This window comes from Ramlibacter humi (assembly GCF_004681975.1).
GTDB classification, from domain to species: domain Bacteria; phylum Pseudomonadota; class Gammaproteobacteria; order Burkholderiales; family Burkholderiaceae_C; genus Ramlibacter; species Ramlibacter humi.
Genome location: NZ_SMLK01000006.1, coordinates 239,429 through 263,529, shown reverse-complemented (window position 1 = coordinate 263,529; position 24,101 = coordinate 239,429). Strand labels below are relative to the sequence as shown.

Annotated in this window: 28 protein-coding genes; 17 read left to right on the top strand and 11 right to left on the bottom strand. The window is 68.8% G+C overall.

The genetic code is table 11. From position 1 onward, the window contains the following. The first annotated feature begins 37 nt into the window (after positions 1–37). On the top strand, positions 38–493 hold the full coding sequence (locus tag EZ216_RS17605; protein WP_135251097.1) for a c-type cytochrome: 456 nt from the start codon (positions 38–40) through the stop codon (positions 491–493). Between the two features lie 62 nt (positions 494–555). Here EZ216_RS17605 and EZ216_RS17600 read toward each other — a convergent pair whose 3' ends face one another. The 3 genes from EZ216_RS17600 to EZ216_RS17590 all read right to left on the bottom strand — a co-directional run bounded on the left by EZ216_RS17600 (position 556) and on the right by EZ216_RS17590 (position 3,095). Then, positions 556–1,053: a TlpA family protein disulfide reductase gene (locus EZ216_RS17600; RefSeq protein ID WP_135251096.1), complete on the bottom strand. Its 498-nt coding sequence runs from the start codon at positions 1,051–1,053 to the stop codon at positions 556–558. 67 nt (positions 1,054–1,120) lie between these two features. Next, complete coding sequence (locus EZ216_RS17595) at positions 1,121–1,858, bottom strand: alpha/beta fold hydrolase (protein ID WP_135251095.1); 738 nt, start codon at positions 1,856–1,858, stop codon at positions 1,121–1,123. A 1-nt stretch (position 1,859) separates the two neighbouring features. Continuing rightward, positions 1,860–3,095 (bottom strand): CaiB/BaiF CoA transferase family protein, encoded by a 1,236-nt coding sequence (locus tag EZ216_RS17590; protein ID WP_135251094.1) that lies wholly within the window; start codon positions 3,093–3,095, stop codon positions 1,860–1,862. Between the two features lie 39 nt (positions 3,096–3,134). On the opposite strand from EZ216_RS17590, the gene EZ216_RS17585 reads away from it, so the two are divergent. The 5 genes from EZ216_RS17585 to ptsP all read left to right on the top strand — a co-directional run bounded on the left by EZ216_RS17585 (position 3,135) and on the right by ptsP (position 7,443). Beyond that, positions 3,135–3,653, top strand: a complete 519-nt coding sequence (locus EZ216_RS17585) for a hypothetical protein (RefSeq protein WP_135251093.1) — start codon at positions 3,135–3,137, stop codon at positions 3,651–3,653. Beyond that, positions 3,650–4,882 (top strand): MFS transporter, encoded by a 1,233-nt coding sequence (locus EZ216_RS17580; RefSeq protein WP_135251092.1) that lies wholly within the window; start codon positions 3,650–3,652, stop codon positions 4,880–4,882. Before EZ216_RS17585 ends, EZ216_RS17580 begins: the two co-directional genes overlap by 4 nt. Continuing rightward, positions 4,879–5,334, top strand: a complete 456-nt coding sequence (locus EZ216_RS17575) for a PTS sugar transporter subunit IIA (protein ID WP_135251091.1) — start codon at positions 4,879–4,881, stop codon at positions 5,332–5,334. Before EZ216_RS17580 ends, EZ216_RS17575 begins: the two co-directional genes overlap by 4 nt. Further along, positions 5,303–5,572 carry an HPr family phosphocarrier protein gene (locus EZ216_RS17570; RefSeq protein WP_135251090.1) on the top strand — a complete coding sequence of 90 codons (270 nt, stop codon included), beginning with the start codon at positions 5,303–5,305 and terminating at the stop codon, positions 5,570–5,572. The genes EZ216_RS17575 and EZ216_RS17570 overlap by 32 nt, the downstream gene beginning before the upstream one ends. A 101-nt stretch (positions 5,573–5,673) precedes the next feature. Then, positions 5,674–7,443, top strand: coding sequence for a phosphoenolpyruvate--protein phosphotransferase (gene ptsP / locus EZ216_RS17565; RefSeq protein ID WP_135251089.1), 1,770 nt, complete (start codon positions 5,674–5,676; stop codon positions 7,441–7,443). Here the strand turns inward: ptsP and EZ216_RS17560 are convergent. The 8 genes from EZ216_RS17560 to EZ216_RS17525 all read right to left on the bottom strand — a co-directional run bounded on the left by EZ216_RS17560 (position 7,437) and on the right by EZ216_RS17525 (position 15,123). Then, positions 7,437–9,911 carry a penicillin-binding protein 1A gene (locus EZ216_RS17560; protein WP_135251088.1) on the bottom strand — a complete coding sequence of 825 codons (2,475 nt, stop codon included), beginning with the start codon at positions 9,909–9,911 and terminating at the stop codon, positions 7,437–7,439. The two genes, ptsP and EZ216_RS17560, sit on opposite strands and share 7 nt — an antisense overlap. A gap of 277 nt (positions 9,912–10,188) precedes the next feature. Then, a complete protein-coding gene (locus EZ216_RS17555; RefSeq protein WP_135251087.1) occupies positions 10,189–10,563 on the bottom strand; it encodes a c-type cytochrome in 375 nt (124 codons plus the stop codon). Positions 10,564–10,635: 72 nt separating this feature from the next. Then, entirely contained in the window at positions 10,636–11,484 is an 849-nt protein-coding gene (locus EZ216_RS17550; RefSeq protein WP_135251086.1) for a DMT family transporter, read from the bottom strand. Between the two features lie 61 nt (positions 11,485–11,545). After that, positions 11,546–12,223: a helix-turn-helix domain-containing protein gene (locus tag EZ216_RS17545; protein ID WP_135251085.1), complete on the bottom strand. Its 678-nt coding sequence runs from the start codon at positions 12,221–12,223 to the stop codon at positions 11,546–11,548. A 31-nt stretch (positions 12,224–12,254) separates the two neighbouring features. Beyond that, positions 12,255–13,244, bottom strand: coding sequence for a lipoyl synthase (gene lipA, locus EZ216_RS17540; RefSeq protein WP_135251084.1), 990 nt, complete (start codon positions 13,242–13,244; stop codon positions 12,255–12,257). An 8-nt stretch (positions 13,245–13,252) separates the two neighbouring features. Beyond that, on the bottom strand, positions 13,253–13,918 hold the full coding sequence (lipB, locus tag EZ216_RS17535; RefSeq protein ID WP_135251083.1) for a lipoyl(octanoyl) transferase LipB: 666 nt from the start codon (positions 13,916–13,918) through the stop codon (positions 13,253–13,255). Between the two features lie 5 nt (positions 13,919–13,923). Further along, positions 13,924–14,229, bottom strand: coding sequence for a YbeD family protein (locus tag EZ216_RS17530; RefSeq protein ID WP_135251082.1), 306 nt, complete (start codon positions 14,227–14,229; stop codon positions 13,924–13,926). A gap of 3 nt (positions 14,230–14,232) precedes the next feature. Beyond that, entirely contained in the window at positions 14,233–15,123 is an 891-nt protein-coding gene (locus EZ216_RS17525) for a D-amino acid aminotransferase (RefSeq protein ID WP_135251081.1), read from the bottom strand. Positions 15,124–15,328: 205 nt separating this feature from the next. On the opposite strand from EZ216_RS17525, the gene EZ216_RS17520 reads away from it, so the two are divergent. The 11 genes from EZ216_RS17520 to EZ216_RS17465 all read left to right on the top strand — a co-directional run bounded on the left by EZ216_RS17520 (position 15,329) and on the right by EZ216_RS17465 (position 24,095). Further along, positions 15,329–15,811 (top strand): ATP synthase subunit I, encoded by a 483-nt coding sequence (locus EZ216_RS17520; protein WP_135251080.1) that lies wholly within the window; start codon positions 15,329–15,331, stop codon positions 15,809–15,811. A gap of 8 nt (positions 15,812–15,819) precedes the next feature. Continuing rightward, positions 15,820–16,692 (top strand): F0F1 ATP synthase subunit A, encoded by an 873-nt coding sequence (atpB, locus tag EZ216_RS17515; RefSeq protein WP_135251079.1) that lies wholly within the window; start codon positions 15,820–15,822, stop codon positions 16,690–16,692. A gap of 55 nt (positions 16,693–16,747) precedes the next feature. Beyond that, positions 16,748–17,005, top strand: coding sequence for a F0F1 ATP synthase subunit C (gene atpE, locus EZ216_RS17510; RefSeq protein ID WP_135251078.1), 258 nt, complete (start codon positions 16,748–16,750; stop codon positions 17,003–17,005). 68 nt (positions 17,006–17,073) lie between these two features. Beyond that, a complete protein-coding gene (locus EZ216_RS17505) occupies positions 17,074–17,544 on the top strand; it encodes a F0F1 ATP synthase subunit B (protein ID WP_135251077.1) in 471 nt (156 codons plus the stop codon). A gap of 12 nt (positions 17,545–17,556) precedes the next feature. Next, positions 17,557–18,087, top strand: coding sequence for a F0F1 ATP synthase subunit delta (locus EZ216_RS17500; RefSeq protein ID WP_135251076.1), 531 nt, complete (start codon positions 17,557–17,559; stop codon positions 18,085–18,087). Between the two features lie 35 nt (positions 18,088–18,122). Continuing rightward, on the top strand, positions 18,123–19,676 hold the full coding sequence (gene atpA, locus EZ216_RS17495) for a F0F1 ATP synthase subunit alpha (RefSeq protein WP_135251075.1): 1,554 nt from the start codon (positions 18,123–18,125) through the stop codon (positions 19,674–19,676). A 24-nt stretch (positions 19,677–19,700) separates the two neighbouring features. Further along, positions 19,701–20,576: a F0F1 ATP synthase subunit gamma gene (atpG, locus tag EZ216_RS17490; RefSeq protein WP_135251074.1), complete on the top strand. Its 876-nt coding sequence runs from the start codon at positions 19,701–19,703 to the stop codon at positions 20,574–20,576. A gap of 16 nt (positions 20,577–20,592) precedes the next feature. Further along, a complete protein-coding gene (gene atpD, locus EZ216_RS17485; RefSeq protein WP_135251073.1) occupies positions 20,593–22,002 on the top strand; it encodes a F0F1 ATP synthase subunit beta in 1,410 nt (469 codons plus the stop codon). Between the two features lie 3 nt (positions 22,003–22,005). Then, the gene (locus tag EZ216_RS17475; RefSeq protein ID WP_135251072.1) at positions 22,006–22,434 is read left to right on the top strand and encodes a F0F1 ATP synthase subunit epsilon; all 429 of its coding nucleotides are present in this window, start codon (positions 22,006–22,008) and stop codon (positions 22,432–22,434) included. 89 nt (positions 22,435–22,523) lie between these two features. Next, positions 22,524–23,645 carry an ankyrin repeat domain-containing protein gene (locus tag EZ216_RS17470; RefSeq protein ID WP_135251071.1) on the top strand — a complete coding sequence of 374 codons (1,122 nt, stop codon included), beginning with the start codon at positions 22,524–22,526 and terminating at the stop codon, positions 23,643–23,645. Positions 23,646–23,738: 93 nt separating this feature from the next. Further along, a complete protein-coding gene (locus EZ216_RS17465) occupies positions 23,739–24,095 on the top strand; it encodes a YciI family protein (RefSeq protein ID WP_135251070.1) in 357 nt (118 codons plus the stop codon). The last annotated feature ends 6 nt before the right edge of the window (positions 24,096–24,101 follow it).

Sequence of the window (24,101 nt, the reverse complement as noted above, 5' to 3'; positions counted from 1 at the left end):
GAACCACCCATCACACCTGAAAAGAGAGAGGAAGGTCATGAGATTGATCGCAACGCTGGCCCTCGCGGCCGTCACCGCGGGCGCCGCCACGATCGCGTCGGCCCAAAGCTTCCAGAAGCCCGAGGACGCCATCAAGTACCGCAAGTCCGCGCTCACCGTGCTGGCGACGCACTTCGGCACGCTCGGCGCCATGGCCAACGGGCGCGCGCCGTACGACGCTGCCCAGGCGGCGCGCAGCGGCGATGCCGTCGCCCTGGTCTCTACCCTTCCCTGGGCCGGTTTCGCCCAAGGCACCGACAAGGGCGAAACGCGCGCCAAGCCCGAGATCTGGACCGAGCAGGCCAAGTTCAAGGAGCACCAGGACCGCCTGGTTTCCGACGTGCAGAAGCTGGCCGCCGCCGCCAAGACCGGCAGCCTGGACAACCTGAAGGCCGCCTGGGGTCCCAACTCCGGCAGCTGCAAGTCCTGCCACGACGCCTTCCGCAAGGACTGACACGCGCCGCGCCAAAACGAAAGCCCCGCGATGCGGGGCTTTTTCGTTGGGGCTGGGAAGCTTCAGGCTTCGGCCAGCAGCTTCTCGATCAGCCGATGCAGTTCGGCGAAATCGGGCTCGCCGACGTAGCGCTTGACGATCTCGCCCTTCTTGTTCACCACGTAGGTCGTGGGCGTCAGCTGCACGTCGCCCCAGGCCTTCGCCACCGAACCGGTGTTGTCGATGGCCACCTGGAAAGGCAGCTTGCGCGTCTCGGTGTAGTTGACGACGTAGGCGGGCGGGTCGTAGCTCATCGCCACCGCCAGCGTGTCGAAGCCACGGTCCTTGTACTTGTTGTACGTGGCGATCACCTTGGGCATCTCGCCCACGCAGGTGACGCAGCTGGTCGCCCAGAAGTTGACCAGCGTCACGCGGCCCTTCAGGTCGGCGGTGGTCTTCTTCGAGCCGTCCAGCAGGACGAAGGTGGACGACGGCGCGGCATCCGCGCCGGTGGTCAGGAAGACCGCGGCGCCGGCGGCCAGGACGGCCGCCACGGCCACGCCGATCAGGGCTTTTTTCATGGGAATGCGAAGTGTACGAGGGCTCTGATCGCGGCGCCGGCGAAAGGTTTCCCGCGATTGGCCCGGATCAGCCGGCGCAGCGGCGCAGCAGCTCCGCCAGCTCTGCCGGGCGGCTGACCATGGGGTCGTGGCCGGTAGCCAGCTCGACCACCTGCGCGCCGCCGCCCGAGCGCCACAGGCCGCCCCAGAAGTTGGGGTCGGCCATCCGGGGACGGATGGCGTCGATGGTCGGCAGGGCGGGCTGGGTGCAGTTGACGAAGGTGCGGGGCACGCGGGCGACGCGCGCCGGGTCGAAGTCCAGCGTCGATTCGTAGCAGTGGCCGGGGTGCGGCGTCAGCCGGCGCAGCACCCAGGCGTTGTCCTCGGGCGTCAGCCCATACCCGGCCGGGTCGGGCACGGCCAGCGTGTACTCGGGCGTCGCCGCCGCGCCGGCCAGCCGGGCTTCGCGCGTGGCGCGTGCGTGGGTGCTGCTCCAGCTTTCGCCCGGTCGCGGCACGACCGCGTCGACGTAAACCAGGTGCTTCAGCCGGTCGCCCCACCGGTCGGCGATGGCCGTGCCGATCATCCCGGCGTACGAGTGCACGGCCAGCACGACGTCGCGAAGTTCTTCGGCTTCGATGACGGCGCGCACGTCCTCGATGTGCGTTTCCAGCGTGATGGCGGGCGACATCAGGTGCGCGCGCTCGCCCACGCCCGTGAGCGTGACCGCGAAGACGCGGTGCCCTTCGCGCGCCAGCGGCTGCACCACGCGTTGCCAGCTCCAGCCGCCGTGCCACGCGCCATGGACCAGGACGAAGTTCGCCATCTCAGATCACTCCTTGTTCGCGCAGCGACGCGATGCGCGCCTCATCCCAACCCAGCACGGAAGACAGGACGTCCGCCGTGTGCTGGCCCAGCAACGGCGGCGGCATCGCCTGCCGCACCGGCGTGCCACCGAGCTTCATCGGGCTGGCCACCAGCTTCAGGCCGGGCGCCAGCGGGTGCTGCCACTCGTTCACCATGCCGCGGTCCCGCACGTGCGGGTCGGCGAAAACCTCGTCCAGGGTGTTGATCGCGCCGCAAGGCACCTTGGCCGCTTCCAGCGCCGGCAGCCACTGCGCCTTGGTGCGGGTGCGCATGATCTCTTCCAGCATGGGCACCAGGACCGCGCGGTTGCGCACGCGGTCCTGGTTGCGCACGAAACGCTCATCCTTCGCCAGTTCGGGCCGGCCCGCCACGTCGCAGAACTTGGCGAACTGGCCGTCGTTGCCCACCGCGATGATCACGAAATCCTTGTGGCCGTCGGCAGCCGGCGCCACTTCGAACACCTGGTATGGCACGATGTTCTGGTGCGCGTTGCCCGCGCGGCCGGGCACCTTGCCGCTCACCAGGTAATTGGCGCCCAGGTTGGCCAGCATCGCGACTTGCGTGTCGAGCAGGGCCATGTCGATGTGCTGGCCTTCGCCGGTGTGCTCCGCATGCCGCAGCGCCGCGAGGATGGCGACGGACGCGTACATGCCGGTGAACAGGTCCGCGACGGCGACGCCGACCTTCTGCGGCCCGCCGCCCAGATCGTCGCGCTCGCCGGTGATGCTCATGAGGCCGCCCATGCCCTGCACGGCGTAGTCGTAGCCGGCGCGCTCGCTGTACGGCCCGGTCTGGCCGAAGCCGGTGACGCTGCAATAGACCAGCTTGGGGTTCGCGGCTTCCAGCGACGCGTAGTCCAGGCCGTAGCGCGCCATGTCGCCGACCTTGAAGTTCTCGACGAACACGTCGCAGTGGCGGGCCAGCTCCTTCACCAGCGCCTGGCCCTCCGGCCGCGCGATGTCGCAGGTGACCGACCGCTTGTTGCGGTTGGTACCCAGGTAGTACGCCGCTTCCTTCGTGTCCTGGCCGTCGGCGCCCTTTAGGAACGGCGGCCCCCAGGTGCGCGTGTCGTCGCCGCTGCCGGGCCGCTCGATCTTGATCACGTCCGCGCCCAGGTCCGCGAGGGTCTGGGTGCACCAGGGCCCCGCCAGCACGCGGGACAGGTCGAGGATGCGGATGCCGTCGAGCGAATTCATGGGCGGAATTGTGCGCGGGCCGGCCCGTATCATCGCCCGATGCCCCGTTTCCGTGCAGCGTTGCTGCTGGCGGCCGCCGCGCTGGGCGCGTGCAGCCCCACTTTCAACTGGCGCGAGGTGCGCGTCGATCCCGCCCCGCTCCGCGCCATGCTCCCCTGCAAGCCCGACCATGGCTCGCGCGTGGTGGCGATGGGCCCGCGCCGGGTGGAGCTGGCGGTCACGGGCTGCGACGCGGGCGGTGCGACCTTCGCGGTGCTGCAGGCGGACCTGGGCGACCCCGGCGCGGTGGACGAAGCCTTGCGCAACTGGAACCGCGCCACACTGGCCAACCTGCATGCCCCCGAAGGGCGTTCCCAACCATTCTTGCCTCCGGGCGCCACGCCGCTGCCTTCGTCGGTCCGCGTGAGCGCCTCAGGCCAGCGCGCGGACGGCACCGCGGTGCGCGGCGAGGCGGCCTATTTCGCGCGCGGCAGCAGCGTCTTCCAGGCCGTGGTGTACGCGGCGGACCCCAAGCCGGAGGCCGTGCAAACCTTCTTCGACGGATTGAAGTTCGAATGAACGTGCTGGACCGGCGCAACGCCGTCATCGTCTTCCTCGCCTTCGCTTTCGCCTACTTCTTCTCCGCCGTGCTGCGCGCGGTGACGGCCACGCTGGCACCCACGCTCACGCAGGAATTCGCGCTCAATGCGCGCGACCTGGGGCTGCTGGCCGGCGGCTTCTTCCTGGGGTTCGCCGCCACGCAGCTGCCGCTGGGCACCTGGCTGGACCGGTACGGGCCGCGCAAGGTGATCCTCAGCTTCGTGTTCATCGCGGTAGCCGGTTGCATCGCCTTCGCGGCAGCCGGCAATTTCGCGATGCTGATGGCCGCGCGCGTGCTGTGCGGCGTGGGCGTCAGTGCCTGCCTGATGGCGCCGCTCACCGGCTTCCGGCGCTGGCTGGAGCCGGCCGCGCAGTTGCGGGCGAACTCGTGGATGCTGATGACCGGCTCGCTGGGCATGGTGGCCTCCACGCTGCCGGTGCAGTGGCTGCTGCCGCTGTGGGGCTGGCGGCCGGTGTTCGTGCTGCTGGCCGTGGGCTTGGCGCTGGCGTCACTGGTGCTGGTGTGGCGCGTGCCCGGCTGGGAAGTCGGTCACGTGCCGGGCGGCGCGCCACCCAGCTATGCGCAGGTCTGGCGGCACCCGTACTTCCGCCGCATGTCGCTGATCGGCTTCTTCAACTACGGCGGGATGATCGCCATCCAGTCGCTGTGGGCGGGGCCGTGGATGGTGCGCGTCGCGGGCTACGAGCCGCTGAAGGCCGCCACCGGCCTGTTCGCCATCAACGTCTGCATGCTCGGCACGTTCTGGACCTGGGGCATGCTCAACCCGATGCTGCAGCGCCGCGGGCTCCACACCGACCGGCTGATCACCTGGGGCCTGCCCATCAGCCTGCTGGTGCTGGCTTCGATCATCGTCGCGGGGCCTTCGGCCGGTGCGGCGGCCTGGGCCCTCTTCTGCGTCAGCTCCACCTTCGTCTCGCTGGCCCAGCCGGCGGTGGGCATGGCGTTCCCTTCCGCCCTGGCCGGCCGCGCGCTGTCGGCCTACAACCTCGTGATCTTCGCCGGTGTGTTCATCGTGCAGTGGGGCATCGGCCTGCTGGTCGACGGCTTCGCGGCGCTCGGCTGGGGGCAGGTGGACGCCTTCCGTGGCGCCATGGCCATGTTCCTCGCGGCCAACACGCTCGGCTATGCGTGGTTCCTGCGGGGCAGCCGCGATAATCGGACGGACATACGGCCCGCCGCCACATGAACGCCATCCTGATCATCGGCCACGCTCCCCTGGCGCACGCGCTGCGCCAGTGCGCGCTGCACGTGTTCCCGGACTGCGGCAACGCGGTGGCGGCCATCGACGTGCAGCCCAACCTGTCGCCCGAAGAGACGCTGGCCACCGCGCGCATCGCGATGGACCAGCTCACCCGCCCGCCCGGCACCCAGGGCGTGCTGGTGCTGACCGACATCTTCGGCGCCACGCCCAGCAACGTGGCGCAGAAGCTGGTGGACGGCGTGACCTCGCGCCTCATCACCGGAGTGAACCTGCCGATGCTGCTGCGCGCGGTGAGCTACCGCCACGAACCGCTGGACGCGCTGGTTTCGCGCGCCGTCGTCGGCGGCACCCAGGGCGTGATGCAGGTGGCCATCACCGCGCCGCAGAACCAGCCCCGCCGAAAACATGATCCAGACCACTACCACGATCAGCAATAAGCTGGGCCTGCACGCCCGCGCCTCGGCCAAGCTCACCAAGATGGCCGCCAGCTACCCCTGCGAAGTCTGGATCGCCAAGGGCGAGCGCCGCGTCAACGCCAAGAGCATCATGGGCGTCATGATGCTCGCCGCGGGCGTGGGCAGCGAGGTGGTGCTGGAGACGGACGGCGACAAGGAGCAGGACGCGATGACCGCCCTGTTGGCGCTGATCAACGACAAGTTCGGCGAAGGCGAATGACGAATGACGCCCGCTTCGCCTGCCATGACAAATGACCTGCCGGCCGCATTGTCATTCGCCATCGCCGCGCGCAGCGCGAAGTCATTCGTCATGGTGATCCGATGACCTTCTCGATCCACGGCCTCCCCGTCGCGCGCGGCATCGCCATCGGCCGCGCGGTGATCATGGGCGGGCGCGTGGACGTGGCGCACTACTTCGTCGAGCCGGAGCAGGTCGAAAGCGAGATCAACCGCGTGCGCGAAGGCCGCAACGCGGTGATCGAGGAAATCCAGCGCCTGCAGCAGACCATCTCGCAGATGAAGCCGAAGGAGGCGCCGCACGAGCTGTCGGCGCTGCTGGACGTGCACCTGATGCTGCTGCAGGACCGCGACCTGATCGACGGCGTCAAGCACTGGATCCAGGACCGCCTCTACAACGCCGAGTGGGCGCTGACCACGCAGCTGGAAGTGCTGTCGCGCCAGTTCGACGAGATGGAGGACGAGTACCTGCGCGAGCGCAAGGCCGACCTCGAACAGGTGGCCGAACGCATCCTGCGCTACATGAAGGGCGTGGCTTCGCCGGTGCAGCCCGCGCCGCGGCGCAAGACCTCTCAGGACCTGCTGCTGGACGACAGCGTGGACGTGCCGCTGGTGCTGGTGGCGCACGACCTGTCGCCGGCCGACATGCTGCAGTTCAAGCAGAGCGTGTTCGCCGGCTTTGTCACCGACGTCGGCGGCAAGACCTCGCACACCGCCATCGTCGCGCGCAGCATGGACATCCCGGCGGTGGTCGGCGCGCGGTCGGCCAGCCAGCTGGTGCGCCAGGACGACTGGGTCATCATCGACGGCGACGGCGGCGTGATGATCGTCGACCCGTCGCCCATCATCCTGGCCGAGTACGGCTTCAAGCAGCGCCAGGCCGAACTGGAGCGCGGCCGCCTCGCGCGGCTGAAGCACACGCCGGCGCTGACGATGGATGGCCAGAAGATCGAGCTGCTGGCCAACATCGAACTGCCCGACGACGCGGCCGCCGCGGTGGAAGCCGGCGCGGTGGGTGTGGGCCTGTTCCGCAGCGAGTTCCTGTTCATGAACCGCAAGGGCCGGCTCCCCGACGAGGACGAGCAGTACGAGGCGTACCGCCGCGCGGTGGAAGGCATGAAGGGCCTGCCGGTCACCATCCGCACCATCGACGTCGGCGCCGACAAGCCGTTGGACGACGGCATCCGCGACGCGGCCCACCTCAATCCCGCGCTGGGCCTGCGCGCCATCCGCTGGAGCCTGGCCGATCCGGCGATGTTCCTCACCCAGCTGCGCGCCATCCTGCGCGCCGCCGCGCATGGCCGCGTGAACCTGCTGATCCCGATGCTGGCGCACGCCACCGAGATCCGCCAGACGCTGTCGCTGCTGGACTTCGCGCGCGCCGAGCTGGACAACCGCGGCGTCGTCTACGGTCCGGTGCAGGTCGGCGCCATGATCGAGATCCCCGCCGCGGCGCTGACGCTGCGCACGTTCCTCAAGTACTTCGATTTCCTGTCCATCGGCACCAACGACCTGATCCAGTACACGCTGGCCATCGACCGGGCCGACGAGTCGGTGGCGCACCTGTACGACCCGCTGCACCCCGCGGTGCTGCAGCTGGTGGCGCAGACCATCGCCGAGTGCAACGCGCGCGGCAAGGGCGTCAGCGTGTGCGGCGAGATGGCGGGCGACGTCGCGATGACGCGCCTGCTGCTGGGCCTGGGCCTGCGCAGCTTCTCCATGCATCCATCGCAGATCCTCGCGGTGAAGCAGGAAGTGCTGCGTGCTGACGCGCGCCGGCTGGAGGGCTGGTCGCACGAGGTGCTGGCCGCCGAAGACCCGGGGCGCCTGCTCTCGAAAGAAGAGACTCAGTAAGCGCCGCGCGAGCCGCCCAGCGCGCCCGGCAAGGGCGGATTCGCGGATGCCGGCGGACCGCCACTCGCCTCGCCGATCGACGTGTTGCGACCCAGCGCGGTGGATTCCACCGACCGCGGCGGCGCGACCACCACGGCACGTTCCACCGGCATGCCGGCATAGGGCGCTGCGGGCTCCAGGGGACGCAGCGGCGGCAGCGCACCAGCTTCCGGTGCGGCCGAGCGGGGCGGGGCCACGACCACGGCTTGCTCGATCACCGCCGGGCGCGCCGGTTCAGCCACCACTTCCAGCGGGATCAGCGGCTGTTGCGGCGGCGGGATCAGCGTGCCCCAGTTCAGCGCCGCCTCGTCCCAGCCCGCTTCTTCCGGCTTGGGGAAGCGCGCCTTCGCATCCACCAGCTTCGCTTTCATCACCTGCTGGAAGAAATCCCCCACCATCGGCAGCGCACTGCGCGCACCCTGGCCCCACGCGTCCTGCATGGTGAGGCGGCTGTCGTTGAAGCCCACCCACGCGCCCGCCACCAGCTGCGGGTGCATCAGGATGAACCAGCCGTCGGTGTTGTCCTGCGTGGTGCCGGTCTTGCCCGCCAAGTCGCCCTGCAGGCCATGTTTGGTGCGGATGGCAGTGCCGGTGCCGCGATCGAGCACGCCGCGCATCGCGTCCAGCAGCACCGCGTCGATCGGTGCGTCGAGCGCGGCTTCGCCTTCGGGCGGGTGGAACTGCTCCAGCACCTTGCCGTTGCGATCTCGCACGTCCAGCACCAGCAGCGGCGGCACGTAGCGACCGCCGTTGGCGATGGCCGCGTACGCCGTGACCATCTCCTTCAGTGTCACCGGGCTGGTGCCCAGGCCCAGCGACGGCACTTCGTCGAGCCGGCTGTCGCGCACGCCCAGCGAGCGGGCCAGCGCGGCCACCTGGTCGGGGCCGACGTACTGCATCAGCTGCGCCGTGATGCGGTTGCGCGAATGCGCCAGGCCGTCGCGCAGCGACACCGGCTCACCGGTGGGCTCGCCCGGATCGCGCGGGCGCCACATCTGGCCGCGGTCGTCCTGGATCTCCACCGCCTGGTCCGGCAGCTGGTCGCTCGGGCGCGCGCCCATCGAGAACGCGGCGCCGTACACGAAAGGCTTGAACGTAGAGCCCGGCTGGCGGCGCGCCTGCTGCACATGGTCGTACTGGTCCAGCGCGAAGTCGCGGCTGCCGACCCAGGCCCGCACGTAGCCGGTGGCCGGTTCCATCGCGAAGAAGCCGGACTGCAGCCGGGTCTTCTCTTCGCGCAGGACCTTCATGAACTCGGCGTCGCCGCGCAGGTGCGCGAGCACTTCGGCTTCCGGCTTGCCGGCGCGGCGCGCCTGCTGGAACGCCGCCGATTCGCGCAGGAATGCGTCCACCAGATCGCGCTTCGCCTGCCAGCCGTTGCGGCCGTTGAACGCGGTGTCGGCCAGCTTCTGCAGCCGCTCCATCTGCCGCGCCATCGCCTCGGTGGCCATGTTTTGCGCGCGCGAGTCGAGCGTGGTGCGCACGGTCAGGCCATCCGCGTAGACGTTGTAGCCGTTGCGGTCGGCCCAATCGATCAGCCAGCGGCGCAGCAGCACGGCGTAGTGCGGCGCGGGACCGAGCTGTTCGTCCTGCCGCTCGAAATCCAGCTGCAACGGCTGGTGGCGCAGTGCGGCGTACTCCTCCGCCTCCAGCTTGCCGGCGCGCTTGAGTTGGGCGAGCACGGTGTTGCGGCGGTGCTTGGCGCGCGCGGGATTGAGCACCGGGTTGTAGTAGGTGGTGCCCTTGAGCATGCCCACCAGCGTGGCGCTCTGCAGCACGTCCAGCTCTCGCGCGGGGCGGTCGAAGTAAGTGCGCGCCGCCAGCTCGATGCCGTACGTGTTGTAGAGGAAGGGCACCGTGTTGAGATAGATCTCGAGGATGTCGTCCTTGCTGTAGGCCTGCTCGATCTTCAGCGCCGTGATGGCTTCCTTGACCTTGCGCTCCAGCGTGGGCGCGCGGCCGATCTCTTCCGGGTACAGGTTGCGCGCCAGCTGCTGTGTCAGCGTGGAGCCGCCCTGCAGCCGGCCGCGGAACGTGTTGATCGCGGCGCCGACGGTGCGCCGCACGTCCAGGCCGCGGTGCTGGTAGAAGCGCAGGTCTTCGGTGGCCAGCAGGGCGTCGACGACGTGCGGCGAGATGTCGCCCAGCTTCACCCATTCGCGATGCGCCTTGCGGAACTGCGAGAGCACCTGGCCGTCGGAAGTCACCAGCACGCTGGGCAGTTCCGCCTGCGCGTTCTTCAGGTTGTCGATGGTGGGTGTCTGCGGCACCAGCGACCACACCCAGAGCCCAGTGACGGTGGCCGCAGCCAGCGCGATGACGAACGGCAGGCCCAGCAGCAGCCACCACAGCCTGTGGCGCACGACCGAACCCCACGCGCGCAGGGCGAGGCCGGGGCGGTTCGTCGAGGCGTCCGTTGCTTCTTCCATGGCGTGGCGGGTGGCTTCACTCTGGCCTTGCCGCCATCCCCGCGGTGTAGGACGCGGGCGTTGCGGCCGCCGCCCGCAGGCCCCGATCTGCGCGGGCGGGATTCCGTCACGCGTGCCGGTTTCCAGGATGCGCGGGTGACCCGCTCAGCTTGCCGCGCGGAGGGCCGGCTCAACCTGCTGAGGCAGTGCGAACCATCGTTGCTGGGAGGCGCCCGCTTGTCGCCGGGTGAGACGCTCGGCGCGCCTCACGCTGACGCCGCGATGGCACTGACGCCACTCAAGGCGCCGGCGGCAAGTTGGCGAGGTAGTGCGCCAGGTCGGCGATGTCGCTGTCTTTCAGGCCGTACAGCGCGGCCGTCATGATGCTGTCGCCGCGGGGGCCGGCGCGCACACGCAGCTGCTCCATCGATTCACGCAGCCAGTTCTCCGGGCGGCCGGCCAGGCGCGGGGCGTCGCCGCGCCCGGCGAAGTCCGGGCCATGGCAGGTGGCGCAATGCGAGCGCGCGGCCACGGCCTGCCCGCGCTGGATGGCCGCGTCGTCGGCTGCGGTGGCCAGCGGCGCGGCACCCGCCAACGCCAGCGTCACAAGTCGTGCCAGCGCGCCCGCCGCGGCGCTGCGCGGGTTGACGGTGGGCGCGAGGTGACTGCTCATCCGCGCCAAGGATAGGGTTCGGGCCGTCTTCGCGACCGGCCCGAAGGATGTACGGCCGCCGGGCGCGGTGGCTCACGCCGCCTGCGTTTCGCTCCGGGGTTCGCGTGTGCGCGTGCCGAGCACCGCCCCGCCGACGATCAGCGCAGCGGCCAGCGCGATGCTCCAGCTCAAGCCGCGGCCGGTCACCAGCAACAGCAGGGCGGTGGACGCCAGCGGCGTGATGTAGCTCAGCACGCCGATGTGGCGCGCATCGCCCAGCTTCAGCGCCTTGTCCCACAGGAAGAAGGCGGCGCCCAGCGGGCCCAGGCCCATCAGCGTCAGCAGCACCCAGTCGGCGGGCGCGACGGCCACGCGCGGCTCCAGCGCAACGTGGCACGCCAGCGACAGCGCGCCGGACACCAGCCCGAACAGGCCGATGGCCGCCGTCGGGAAGGCCGGCACGCGGCGGGTCAGCAGCGAATAGCTGGCCCAGATGAAGGCCGCACCCAGCGCCGGCAGGTAGCCCCACGACCACGCCCCGGTGGTACCGCCCGCGCCAAGGATGGCGACCGCCGCGCCGGCGAATCCCAATAGCGCGCCCAGCACGTGGCCCGGCCGCAGCGAAAGGCCCGGCAGGAACAGCGGCGCCAGCACCACGATGAACAGCGGCCACAGGTAGTTGACGAGGTTGGCCTCCACCGGCGGCGCCACGCGCAAGGCGATGAACAGCAGGAAGTGGTACGCGAACAGGCCGTAGATGCCCACGGCCAGCGTCGAAGCCGGCACCTTCCATTGGCGCACCAGCGGCCACGACGGCACGCTGCCGATCACCAGCGCGATGCCGGTCAGCAGGAACGGCGGCAGGTGCTTGAGCGACAGGCCCAGCGAAGCCAGGCCGGCCCACAGCGCGATCGCGCCCAGCGCGTACAGGTTGGCATGCATGGCGGCGAGCTTAGGCGATGCGGTCGTCGCGCAACGCCGGCGCTTCGTTGAGCGACGCCGCTCAGTGCGCTTCCCGGCGCAGCGCGGCGGTCAGCGCGGAAGGCGAGCGGTAGCCGGTGCGGCGCGCGGCTTCCGCCACCGGCACGCCCAGCGCGCGCAGTTGCCGCGCGCGGGCCAGCCGCTGAGACCGCAGCCACTGCATGACCGAGAGGCCGTGGGCCTCATGGCAGCGCAGCGCGAACTGGCTGGGGCTGAGGTGCGCGCGTTCGGCGAGTTGCGCGACGGTCAGCGGCTGGTCGAGCCGGGCCTGGGCCCAGGTTTGCAGCGAGGCCCAGTCGATGCGGCGGCGCGAAGCGGCCGAGGCTTGCGGCGCCCAGGCTTCCAGCAACAGGCCGGGGCCGTGCAGCGTGGCAAGCGGTTGCCGTTTCAGCACCGCCTGCGCGAGGTATTGCGCGAGCGAGCCCACTTGCCGCGCATCGCGTGGCGAGGGTGCGCACAGCGACCAAAGGCCCACGCGCGTGTCCAGCACCAGGCAGCGGCTGCCGCCGGTGCTTTCGAAGTCGTGCCGGTCACCGGGGACGACCAGGAAGCCGTCGCCGCGCCCGACGCGCTGGCCGCGGCCTTCCACTTCCAGTTCGAGCACGCCATCCAGGCCGACGAGCACCTGGAAGTGGTCGTGCGAATGGCTGCCGGGTGAAGGCCCGTAGTCTCGCAGCGAGAGGGATTCCGCTGCGGCCATGGCCTGTCCTGAGCCTGTCGAAGGGAGGCGATCAGGCGCCGGCGACGCCGGCCGCGTGCGCCTGCTGGTCAGCGTGGTAGCTGGAACGCACCATCGCGCCGACGGCGGCGTGCGTGAAGCCCATCTCGTACGCTTTCGCCTCGAACATCCTGAAGGTGTCCGGGTGCACGTAGCGACGCACGGGCAGGTGCGAGTTGGACGGCGCGAGGTACTGGCCGATGGTCAGCATGTCGATGCCGTGCTCGCGCATGTCGCGCATGACCTCGAGGATTTCCTCGTCGGTTTCGCCCAGGCCCACCATGAGGCCGCTCTTGGTCGGCACGCCGGGATGCAGCGCCTTGAACTTCTTCAGCAGGTTGAGGCTGAACCGGTAGTCGGAGCCGGGCCGCGCTTCCTTGTACAGGCGTGGGATGGTCTCCAGGTTGTGGTTCATCACGTCGGGCGGCGCGGCCTTCAGGATGTCCAGCGCGCGGTCGTCGCGGCCGCGGAAGTCGGGCACCAGCACCTCGATGGTGGTCTGCGGCGACAGCTCGCGCGTCTTGCGGATGCATTCGACGAAGTGGCCCGCACCGCCGTCGCGCAGGTCGTCGCGGTCGACGCTGGTGATGACCACGTATTTCAGCTTCAGCCGCGCGATGGTCCTGGCCAGGTTCTCCGGCTCGTTCACGTCCAGCGGGTCGGGACGGCCGTGGCCCACGTCGCAGAACGGGCAGCGGCGCGTGCACTTGTCGCCCATGATCATGAACGTGGCCGTGCCCTTGCCGAAGCATTCGCCGATGTTGGGACAGGAAGCTTCCTCGCACACGGTGTGCAGGTTGCTCTCGCGCAGGATCTGCTTGATCTCGTAGAAGCGCGTGGTGGGCGAGCCCGCGCGAACGCGGATCCACTCGGGCTTCCTCAGGATCTCGCCCTGCTCCACCTTGACCGGGATGCGCGACAGCTTCGCGGCGGCCTTCTGCTTGGCCGACGCGTTGTAGGTCTCGGGCGACTGCGCCTCGCGCACGACTTCGGTGGAGCTCATGGGGCCTTTCAGGCGAGCAGGGCGGCGAGCTTCTGGCCCAGGACCTGCGCGGCTTCGTTCCAGGGGGTGGAGACGCCGATTGTAGAAAGGTCCACCGTCGCCAGCCCGGCGTAGCCGCAAGGGTGGATGCGCGAGAAGGGTTCCAGGTCCATGCCCACGTTCAGCGCCACGCCGTGGTAGGTGCAGTGGCGGCTCACCTTCACGCCCAGCGCCGCGATCTTGCCCAGCCCGTCGAACTCGTGGCCGGGAACCGCGGGGCCGCGCAAGGCTTCATGCGAGAAGGGATCGGCCAGCCGCACGTAGATGCCCGGGGCGCCGGCGACGCGGTGGCCGGTGACGCCGTAGTGCGACAGCGTGCGCAGCACGGCTTCTTCCAGCCGGTAGACGTATTCCTTGACGAAATAGCCGCGCCGGCGCAGGTCCACCAGCGGGTACGCGACGACCTGGCCGGGTCCGTGGTACGTCACCTGTCCGCCGCGATTGGTCTGCACCACCGGGATGTCGCGCGCGGCCAGAACGTGTTCGGCCTTGCCGGCCAATCCTTGCGTGAAGACCGGCGGGTGTTCGCACAGCCACAGCTCGTCGGGCGTGTCCTTGCCGCGCGCGGCGGTGAAGTCCTGCATCGCGCGGTAGGTGGGCTCGTAGTCCACCCGGCCCGGCACGCGCGTGAGCATGGGGATTAGAGGACGACCTTGACCATCGGGTGCGTCGACAGCGTACGGTACAGCTCGTCGAGCTGCTCGCGGCTGGTGGCGGTGATGGTGATCGTGATGCCCAGGTAGTTGCCGGCCTTGCTGTCGCGCAGCTCGATGGTCGAAGCGTCGAAGTCCGGGTCGAACTGCTTCGCGATGGCCGTGACGGCGTGCACGAAGCCCTCGGCCTTCGCGCCCATCACCTTGATCGGGAAGCGCGACGGGTACTCGATCAGCGACTCCTTGCGCGGATCGGTGGGGGTGGTGTCGGAAGCGGGGCTGGAGGAAGTCATGGTTCAGGAAGCCTGTTTCGCCTGCTGGTAGCCGGCGTAGAGCTTCTCGTAGATGGGGCCCGGGCGGCCGTTTGCAACCGGCTTGCCGTCCAGCGTGGTCACCGGGAGGATCTCCTTGGTGGCCGACGACAGCAGCAGCTCGTCGGCGGCGAGGACTTCCTCGCGCGGGATGCGGCGCAGCTCGCAGGAGATGCCCGCTTCGCGGCACAGCTGCTCCATCAGCCCGAAGCGGATGCCTTCCAGCACCAGGTTGTCGCGCGGCACGCCGCTGACCTTGCCGTCCTTGACCACCCACACGTTCGACGAGGATGCCTCGGACAGCATGCCGTCGCGGAACATGATGGTTTCCACCGCCTCGGCATCCACGCTGATCTGGCGCGAGATCACGGCGCCCGCGAGGCTGGTGCTCTTGATGTGGGCCTTCTTCCAGCGGAAGTCGTCGGCGGTGACGCAGGACACGCCCTTGGCCCGTTCGGCCGCGGGCAGCTGCGACATGCGGTTGGCCATGGCGAACACGGTGGGAGTCAGGCCCGGGATCATCGCGTGGTCGCGCATGGCCACGCCGCGCGTGATCTGGATGTACGCCATCTGGTCGCACTCCGCGAGCGGCACCTTGGCGAACTGCGCGTAGTTGCTGGCCAGCTTCACCACCAGTTCACGCCACTGCGCCAGCGTGTTCGGGTTCGGGATGCGCAGTTCGGCCAGGCTGCGCTCCAGCCGCGCCATGTGCTCGTTGAAACGGAACGGCTTGCCGCCGTAGATGGGCACCACTTCGTAGATGCCGTCGCCGAAGATGAAGCCGCGGTCCATCACGCTCACCTTGGCTTCGCGCAAGGTGGTGAATTCGCCGTTGAGGTAGCAGGGCAGGTCGGGGAGCGTGGTGGCGTCGGTCATGGCGCCGATTCTCGCGCCTGTCTCGCGGCCGCCCGCCGGGCCTGGCCGATCTTCATGGTGCAGAAGCCCGGCTCATCCAGGCACCCGCGCCCCATGCCGGGCGTGCAGGGCTCAGGTTTGGGTCAGGTATTCGTTTTCGGGCCGGGGTTTCTACTTATAATCAGGGGCTTTGTGAAATTTCAGGGCCAAGGCGGGGCCATCCGGAATGACAAGAACTATTCCCCCGCTTCCTGAAGTCTCGGAGGACGAGCAACCCCCAATCAAGCCGCTGAGCGCCGAAGAGGCGCGAAAGCTGCGCGAACAGCACCCGCCGGTTTCCCCCTGGCGGGTGGTCGGGGGACAGGCGGTGGTGGGCCTGGCGGTGGCAGTCGCCGCGTGGGCCTTCACCGGCAAGTCCAGCGTCGGGTGGTCCGCCGGTTACGGCGCCCTGGCCGTGGTGATCCCCGCAGCGGTGTTCGCGCGGGGCTTGACCGGCCGGTTCTCCACCCTCAACGCGGGCACGGCGGCCGTTGGCTTCCTGCTGTGGGAGATGGTCAAGATCGCCTTGACGGTGGCCATGCTGGTGGCCGCGCCAAGGCTGGTCCGCGATCTCAGCTGGCCGGCGCTGCTGGTGGGGCTGGTGGTCGTGATGAAGGTGTACTGGGTGGCGCTGGCGTTCAAGCCGCGCGCCCGCCGAACTGGAAACTGAAGACAGACATGGCTGCAGAACAAACCGGACAGACCGCGGGTGAGTACATCCTTCACCACCTGACCTTCTGGCAGAACAAGAAGCCCGGCAACGTCGTCGATTTTTCCGTCTTCAACTTCGACTCGCTGTTCTGGTCCATCGCGCTGGGCGTGCTGGTCTGCTGGCTGATGTGGGCCGCCGCCCGCAAGGCAACTTCCGGCAAGCCTGGCCGCTTCCAGGCCGCGGTGGAAATCCTGGTGGAGATGGTGGACACGCAGGCCAAGGGCATCGTCCACAACGCCAACAGCCGCAAGTTCATCTCGCCGCTGGCGCTGGTGCTGTTCGTCTGGATCCTGCTGCTGAACGCGATGGACCTGCTGCCGGTCGACCTGATTCCGGCGCTGTGGGGTGCCGCGCACCATGACCCGCACCACGCGTACATGCGCGTCGTGCCCACGGCGGACCTGTCCATCACCATGGGCCTGTCGGTCTCGGTGCTGCTGATCTGCCTGTTCTACAACGTGAAGATCAAGGGCATCGGCGGCTGGGCGCACGAGCTGGTCACGGCGCCTTTCGGCACCAGCAAGAACCCGATCCTGGCCGTCATCATGGGCGTGCTGAACTTCGCGATGCAGATGATCGAGTTCGTCGCCAAGACGGTCTCGCACGGCATGCGGCTGTTCGGCAACATGTACGCAGGCGAGCTGATCTTCCTGCTGATCGCGCTGATGGGCGGCGCCTGGGGTTCCCTGGGCATCGGCGGTTCGATCGGGCTGGCCGTCGGCCACGTCGTCGCAGGGTTCGCCTGGGCGGCCTTCCACCTGATCATCATCACCCTGCAGGCCTTCGTCTTCATGATGCTGGCGCTGGTGTACCTGGGCCAGGCGCACGACGCGCACTGATCCGCAAGCCTTTCCTCTTTCCCTTTCCTTAACCAAAGTCCCCTAGGAGCAATCAATGGAACAAGTCATCAGCTTCGTCGCGCTCGCCGCCGGCCTGATCATCGGCCTGGGCGCCATCGGCGCCTGCATCGGCATCGGCGTGATGGGCAGCAAGTACCTCGAGTCCGCCGCCCGCCAGCCCGAGCTGATGAACGAGCTGCAGACCAAGATGTTCCTGCTGGCCGGCCTGATCGACGCGGCGTTCATCATCGGCACGGGTATCGCGCTGTGGTTCGCCACCGCCAACCCGTTCCTGGGCCAGCTGGCCAAGTAAGGCCGCCGCCGTTTCGCCAACCGATTCCCGTGGCCTGCCTTTGAAGGGCCGTGGGGAAGGATGAACAAGTGAGCATCACCGGTACCCTCATCATTCAGATGATCGTGTTCCTGGCCCTGGTCGGGTTCACGATGAAGTACGTGTGGCCGCCGATCGCCGCCGCGCTGGACGAGCGGGCCGCCAAGATCGCCGATGGCCTGGCCGCCGCCGACCGCGCGAAGAGCGAGCTCGCCGCCGCCAACGCCAAGGTCGACGAAGAGCTGGCCAAGTCGCGCAACCAGATCGCCTCGCTGCTGGCCGACGCCGAGCGCCGCGCCCAGGGCATCGTGGAAGACGCCAAGGGCCGCGCCAACGAGGAAGCCGCGAAGATCGTCGCCGCGGCCAAGGCGGAAGCCGACCAGCAGACCGTGCAGGCGCGCGAAGCCCTGCGCGAGCAGGTCGCCGCGCTGGCGGTCAAGGGTGCCGAGCAGATCCTGCGCAAGGAAGTGAACGCCGGCGTCCACGCCGACCTGCTCAACCGCCTGAAGACCGAGCTGTAAGGACCGACGAAGATGGCCGAACTCGCCACCATCGCCCGCCCGTACGCCGAGGCGCTGTTCAAGTCGTCGCAAGCCGACCTGAACGGCGCGTCGCAGTGGCTGGAAGCGCTGGCCGCCGTGGCCGGCAACGCGCAGCTGCTGTCGTTCGCCGAGAACCCGAAGGTCTCCAACCAGCAGGTGTACGACCTGGTCTCCGGCGTGCTGCGCGAGCCGCTGCCGCAGGCAGGCCAGAACTTCCTGCGCACGGTGATCGACAACGGCCGCCTGGCCGCGCTGCCCGAAGCGGCCGCGCAGTTCCGCGCGATGAAGAACGCCCAGGGCGGCGCTTCCGACGCGGTGGTGTACAGCGCGTTCCCCATCCCCGCGTCCTCGCTCGGCGATGTGGCGCAGGTGCTGGAGCGCCGCTTCGGCCGCAAGCTGAACGTCACCGTGCAGGAAGACCCGTCCCTGATCGGCGGCATCCGCGTGGTGGTCGGCGACGAGGTGCTGGACACCTCGGTCAAGGCCCGCCTCGAGCAAATGAAAGTCGCGCTGACGGCTTAGGCCGTCCCCGCTCCCAAGGACACAAGGAACGAGTCATGCAGCTCAATCCCGCAGAAATCTCCGAACTGATCAAGAGCCGGATCGAGGGCCTCTCGGCCAGCGCCGACATCCGCAACCAGGGCACCGTGATCTCGGTGACCGACGGCATCGTCCGCATCCACGGCCTGTCCGAGGCCATGGCCGGCGAAATGCTGGAGTTCCCGGCGACCGCCGATGGCACCCCGACGTTCGGCCTCGCGCTGAACCTCGAGCGCGACTCCGTCGGCGCGGTGATCCTGGGCGAGTACGAGCACATCTCCGAAGGCGACACCGTCAAGTGCACGGGCCGCATCCTGGAAGTGCCGGTGGGCCCGGAACTGGTGGGCCGCGTGGTCAACGCGCTGGGCCAGCCGATCGACGGCAAGGGCCCCATCAACGCCAAGCTGACGGACGTGATCGAGAAGGTTGCCCCGGGCGTGATCGCGCGCAAGTCCGTGGACCAGCCGGTGCAGACCGGCCTGAAGTCCATCGACGCGATGGTGCCCATCGGCCGCGGCCAGCGCGAGCTGATCATCGGCGACCGCCAGACCGGCAAATCGGCGGTGGCGGTCGACACGATCATCAACCAGAAGGGTCAGAACATGACCTGCGTGTACGTCGCCATCGGGCAGAAGGCGTCCACGATCAAGAACATCGTGCGCGCCCTCGAGGCCAACGGCGCGATGGAATACACCATCGTCGTGGCCGCCTCGGCTTCCGAATCGGCCGCCATGCAGTACGTGTCCGCGTACTCCGGCTGCACGATGGGCGAGTACTTCCGCGACCGCGGGCAAGACGCGCTGATCATCTATGACGACCTGTCCAAGCAGGCCGTCGCGTACCGCCAGGTCTCGCTGCTGCTGCGCCGCCCCCCGGGCCGCGAAGCCTATCCCGGCGACGTGTTCTACCTCCACAGCCGCCTGCTGGAGCGCGCCGCTCGCGTGAACGCCGACTACGTCGAAGCGTTCACCAAGGGTGAAGTGAAGGGCCAGACCGGTTCGCTCACCGCGCTGCCCATCATCGAAACGCAAGCCGGCGACGTGTCCGCGTTCGTGCCGACCAACGTGATCTCGATCACCGACGGCCAGATCTTCCTGGAAACCAACCTGTTCAACGCCGGCATCCGTCCCGCCATCAACGCGGGTATCTCGGTGTCGCGCGTGGGCGGTGCCGCGCAGACCAAGCTGATCAAGGGCCTGTCCGGCGGTATCCGTACCGACCTGGCGCAGTACCGTGAGCTGGCTGCGTTCGCGCAGTTCGCTTCCGACCTGGACGCCGCCACCCGCAAGCAGCTGGACCGCGGCGCCCGCGTGACCGAGCTGCTGAAGCAGCCGCAGTACAGCCCGCTGCCCATCTCGCTGATGGGTGCCTCGCTGTTCGCGGTGAACAAGGGCTACTTCGACGACATCGACGTCAAGAAGGTGCTGGCTTTCGAAAGCGGCCTGCATGCCTGGCTGAAGGACAAGAACGCGGCCCTGCTGAACAAGCTGGAGTCGAGCAAGGCCATGGACAAGGACGCCGAGGCCGAACTGACTTCGGCCATCGAAGCGTTCAAGAAGACCTTCGCCTAAGCCTTCCCACACAGGAACCTAGCAATGGCAGCCGGCAAGGAAATCCGCGGCAAGATCAAATCGGTGGAGAACACCAAGAAGATCACCAAGGCCATGGAAATGGTCGCCGCCTCCAAGATGCGCAAGGCGCAGGACCGCATGCGCGCGGCCCGGCCTTACAGCGACAAGGTGCGCAACATCGCCGCCAACCTCGGAAAGGCCAACCCCGAGTACACCCACGCCTTCATGAAGCACAACGACGTGAAGGCCGCGGGGTTCATCGTGGTGTCCACCGACAAGGGGCTTTGCGGCGGCCTGAACACCAACGTGCTGCGCGCCGTGACGTCCAAGTTGCGCGAGCTGCAGGGCGAGGGTTACGACAACCAGGTCGTGGCCATCGGCAACAAGGGCCTGGGCTTCATGAACCGCGTGGGCGCCAAGGTGGTGTCGCACGCCACCCAGCTGGGCGACACGCCCCACCTGGAAAAGCTGATCGGCCCGGTGAAGGTGCTGCTCGACCAGTACGCCGAAGGCAAGCTGTCGGCCGTGTACCTCTGCTACACCCGCTTCATCAACACGATGAAGCAGGAGCCGGTGGTCGAGCAGCTGCTGCCCCTGTCGGCCGAGAAGATGCACGCCCAGGCCAAGGCCGACGGCGACCACGGCTGGGACTACATCTACGAGCCCGACGCCAAGACCGTCATCGACGACCTGCTGATCCGCTACGTCGAGGCGCTGGTGTACCAGGCGGTGGCCGAGAACATGGCTTCCGAGCAGTCCGCGCGCATGGTGGCCATGAAGGCCGCCACCGACAACGCCGGCAACCTCATCGCCGAGCTCAAGCTGGTCTACAACAAGACGCGACAGGCCGCGATCACGAAGGAACTCTCCGAGATCGTTTCCGGCGCCGCCGCTGTTTAAATTTACGGAGCAACAAATGGCTCAAGTCCAAGGAAAAATCGTCCAGTGCATCGGCGCCGTCGTCGACGTCGAGTTCCCGCGCGAAACCATGCCGCGTGTGTACGACGCGCTGAAGATGGAAGGTTCGGCCCTCACGCTGGAAGTGCAGCAGCAGCTGGGTGACGGCATCGTCCGTACCATCGCCCTCGGTTCGTCCGACGGCCTGCGCCGCGGCGCGATGGTCTACAACACCGGCGCGCCCATCACGGTGCCGGTGGGCAAGGCCACCCTCGGCCGCATCATGGACGTGCTGGGCAATCCCATCGACGAGCGCGGCCCGGTCGACCAGTCGCTGACCGCCTCCATCCACCGCAAGGCTCCCGCGTACGACGAGCTGTCGCCCTCGCAGGAGCTGCTGGAAACCGGCATCAAGGTGATCGACCTGATCTGCCCGTTCGCCAAGGGCGGCAAGGTGGGCCTGTTCGGCGGCGCCGGCGTCGGCAAGACCGTGAACATGATGGAGCTGATCAACAACATCGCCAAGGCGCACTCGGGCCTGTCGGTGTTCGCCGGCGTGGGTGAGCGCACCCGCGAGGGCAACGACTTCTATCACGAGATGTCCGACTCCAAGGTGGTCAACCAGGAGAACCTGGCCGAGTCCAAGGTGGCCATGGTGTACGGCCAGATGAACGAGCCCCCGGGCAACCGCCTGCGCGTGGCGCTGACCGGCCTGACCATCGCCGAATCGTTCCGCGACGAAGGCCGCGACGTGCTGTTCTTCGTGGACAACATCTATCGCTACACGCTGGCCGGCACGGAAGTGTCCGCGCTGCTGGGCCGCATGCCTTCCGCCGTGGGCTACCAGCCGACGCTGGCCGAGGAAATGGGCCGCCTGCAGGAGCGCATCACCTCCACCAAGGTGGGCTCCATCACGTCGATCCAGGCCGTGTACGTGCCGGCGGACGACCTGACCGACCCGTCGCCCGCGACGACCTTCGCCCACCTGGACGCTACCGTGGTGCTGTCGCGCGACATCGCCGCGCTGGGCATCTACCCCGCCGTGGACCCGCTGGACTCCACCAGCCGCCAGATCGACCCCAACGTCGTCGGCGAGGACCACTACAACACCACGCGTTCGGTGCAGGCCACCCTGCAGCGCTACAAGGAACTGCGCGACATCATCGCGATCCTGGGCATGGACGAACTGTCGCCCGAGGACAAGCTGGCCGTGGCCCGCGCTCGCAAGATCCAGCGTTTCCTGTCGCAGCCGTTCCACGTGGCCGAAGTGTTCACCGGTTCGCCCGGCAAGTACGTGCCGCTGTCGGAAACCATCCGCGGCTTCAAGATGATCACGGCCGGCGAGTGCGACCACCTGCCCGAGCAGGCCTTCTACATGGTCGGCACCATCGACGAGGCCTTCGAAAAGGCCAAGAAGATCGCCGCCTAAGCCATGGCCGATACCCCGCACACCATCCACGTCGACGTGGTGAGCGCCGAGGAGTCGATCTTCTCCGGTGAGGCGCGTTTCGTCGCGCTGCCCGGCGAAGCCGGCGAGCTCGGCATCTACCCGCGCCACACGCCGCTGATCACGCGCGTGCGGCCCGGCTCGGTGCGCATCGAGAAGGCCGACGGCGGCGAGGAATTCGTGTTCGTGGCCGGCGGCATCCTGGAGGTGCAGCCCAACCGCGTCACGGTGCTCTCCGACACCGCCATCCGCGGCAAGGACCTGGACGAGGAAAAGGCGGCCGAAGCCAAGCGCGCGGCCGAGGAAGCCCTCAAGAACGCCCGCAGCGAGATCGACATCGCCAAGGCCCAGTCCGAACTGGCCGTCATGGCCGCCCAGATCGCCGCCCTGCAGAAATACCGGCAGAAGAAGTAGTGGTCTGCCGGCGAAACAAGCGCTAAGAAAAACCAGCGCTCTCGCAGCCCCGCCTTGCGCGGGGCTTTTTTATTCGTAGCATCCGGCGGATGAGCCTGCGCCTTGCCGCCGTTCTCCTGCTGGTTGCCGCCGCTTCGGCGTACGCGCAGCAGCCACCTCCCGCGCGCGCGGCAGACGACGCGTACCGGCAGCGCATGATCGAGCGCGAGCAGGAGATGAAGCGCCAGTCCATGCGGGCGGCGCTGGGCAACTCGCGCATCGAGTTCCGGCCCGAGACGCCCACGGAAGGCCACAGCGTCACGGCGCGCGTCATCGTCGTCGGCGGTGGCGGACAGCCGGACCAATGTCCCGACCCTGAGGCAGCCGTCGTGCGGCGCGAGGACGCGCGCATCGTGGTGGCCGTTCCTTCCACGCCGTGCGCCGATCCGCGCTCGAAGTCCGTGTGGACGGCCGACATCCCGCTGGGCAGGTTGGCGCCCGGGCCGCAAACCGTCGCGCTGGAAGTCGCCAACACGCTCGGCCTGGCGACGCTGCGCTCGACGGAACTCCAGGTGCGCCGCATCGCTTCCGAGCAGGAGGCCCTTGCGGTCGCCAGCGACGAAGGCGCCGCCGAGCTCGCGTCAAGGCTGGCGGCGCGGCGCTATCCGCAAGACACGCTGGATGCGGTGCTGAGCCACGCCTGCTCCTGGCCGCGCGCTCGCGGCGACGAAGCCGATGTGGTGGACAGGCTGCTCGCCGCCGGCGCTCGCCCCGCGGCCGCGCTGCACACCGCGGCGTCCGGCTCGCCCGGCTGCCTGAAAGCGCTGCTGGCCGCGGGCGCCGATCCGAATCTGGACATCGCCGGCCTGCCGGGCATCCCGCTGGGCGATGGGCCCACCGCGCCGCGATTCAAGCCCGCACCCGCGGGAACGCCGCTGTACTTCGCGGTCCATTCACGCCGGGCCGACAGCGCGGCGCTGCTGCTGGACGCGGGCGCGGATCCCAACCGGCCCTTCGGCGCCGGCCATTCGGCGTACGCGGAAAGCCATGTGATCGGCGACGACGAGAAGGCGCTGGCATTGCGGGGGATGCTGGAAGCCAAAGGCGGCAGGCTGACGTTCGCGCAGCGGGTGGCATTGGCAGGCCGCACGGCCGCGGGCGTGGTCAAGGGCGGTGCCTTCCTCGCGATCTGCCAGCTGGCTGCCTGGACCAGCGGCAGCTGCATGCACTGATTCTCCGGCGCCTGTCGAAATCGGGGCGCCGGCGGCGACATTGCCAGGTGCCGCGCGGTGCGGCATCGTTGACCCCATGCCAAGGAGCCCCTTATGGAATACCTGCTGCTGATCCACAGCGACGACGCCAAGTTCGCCGCCATGCCCGAAGCCACCCGCACCCAGGCGGTGGCCGCCTACCGGGCCTACACCGAGGCGCTGCGTGGCGCCGGCGTGCTGCTCGGCTCCAATCGGCTGCGCCCGCCGTCCGCTTCCACCGTCGTGCGCGTCAAGGGCGAGAAGACCGAGGTGCACAACGGTCCCTTCGCGGAGACGCGCGAGGCGCTGGGCGGCTACTACCTCATCGACGTGCCGGACCTGGACGTCGCCGTCTCGTGGGCGGCGCGCTGCCCAGGCGCGGCGCACGGGTCGATGGAAGTCCGGCCGGTCTGGCCGATGACCGAGTACTGACCGCCG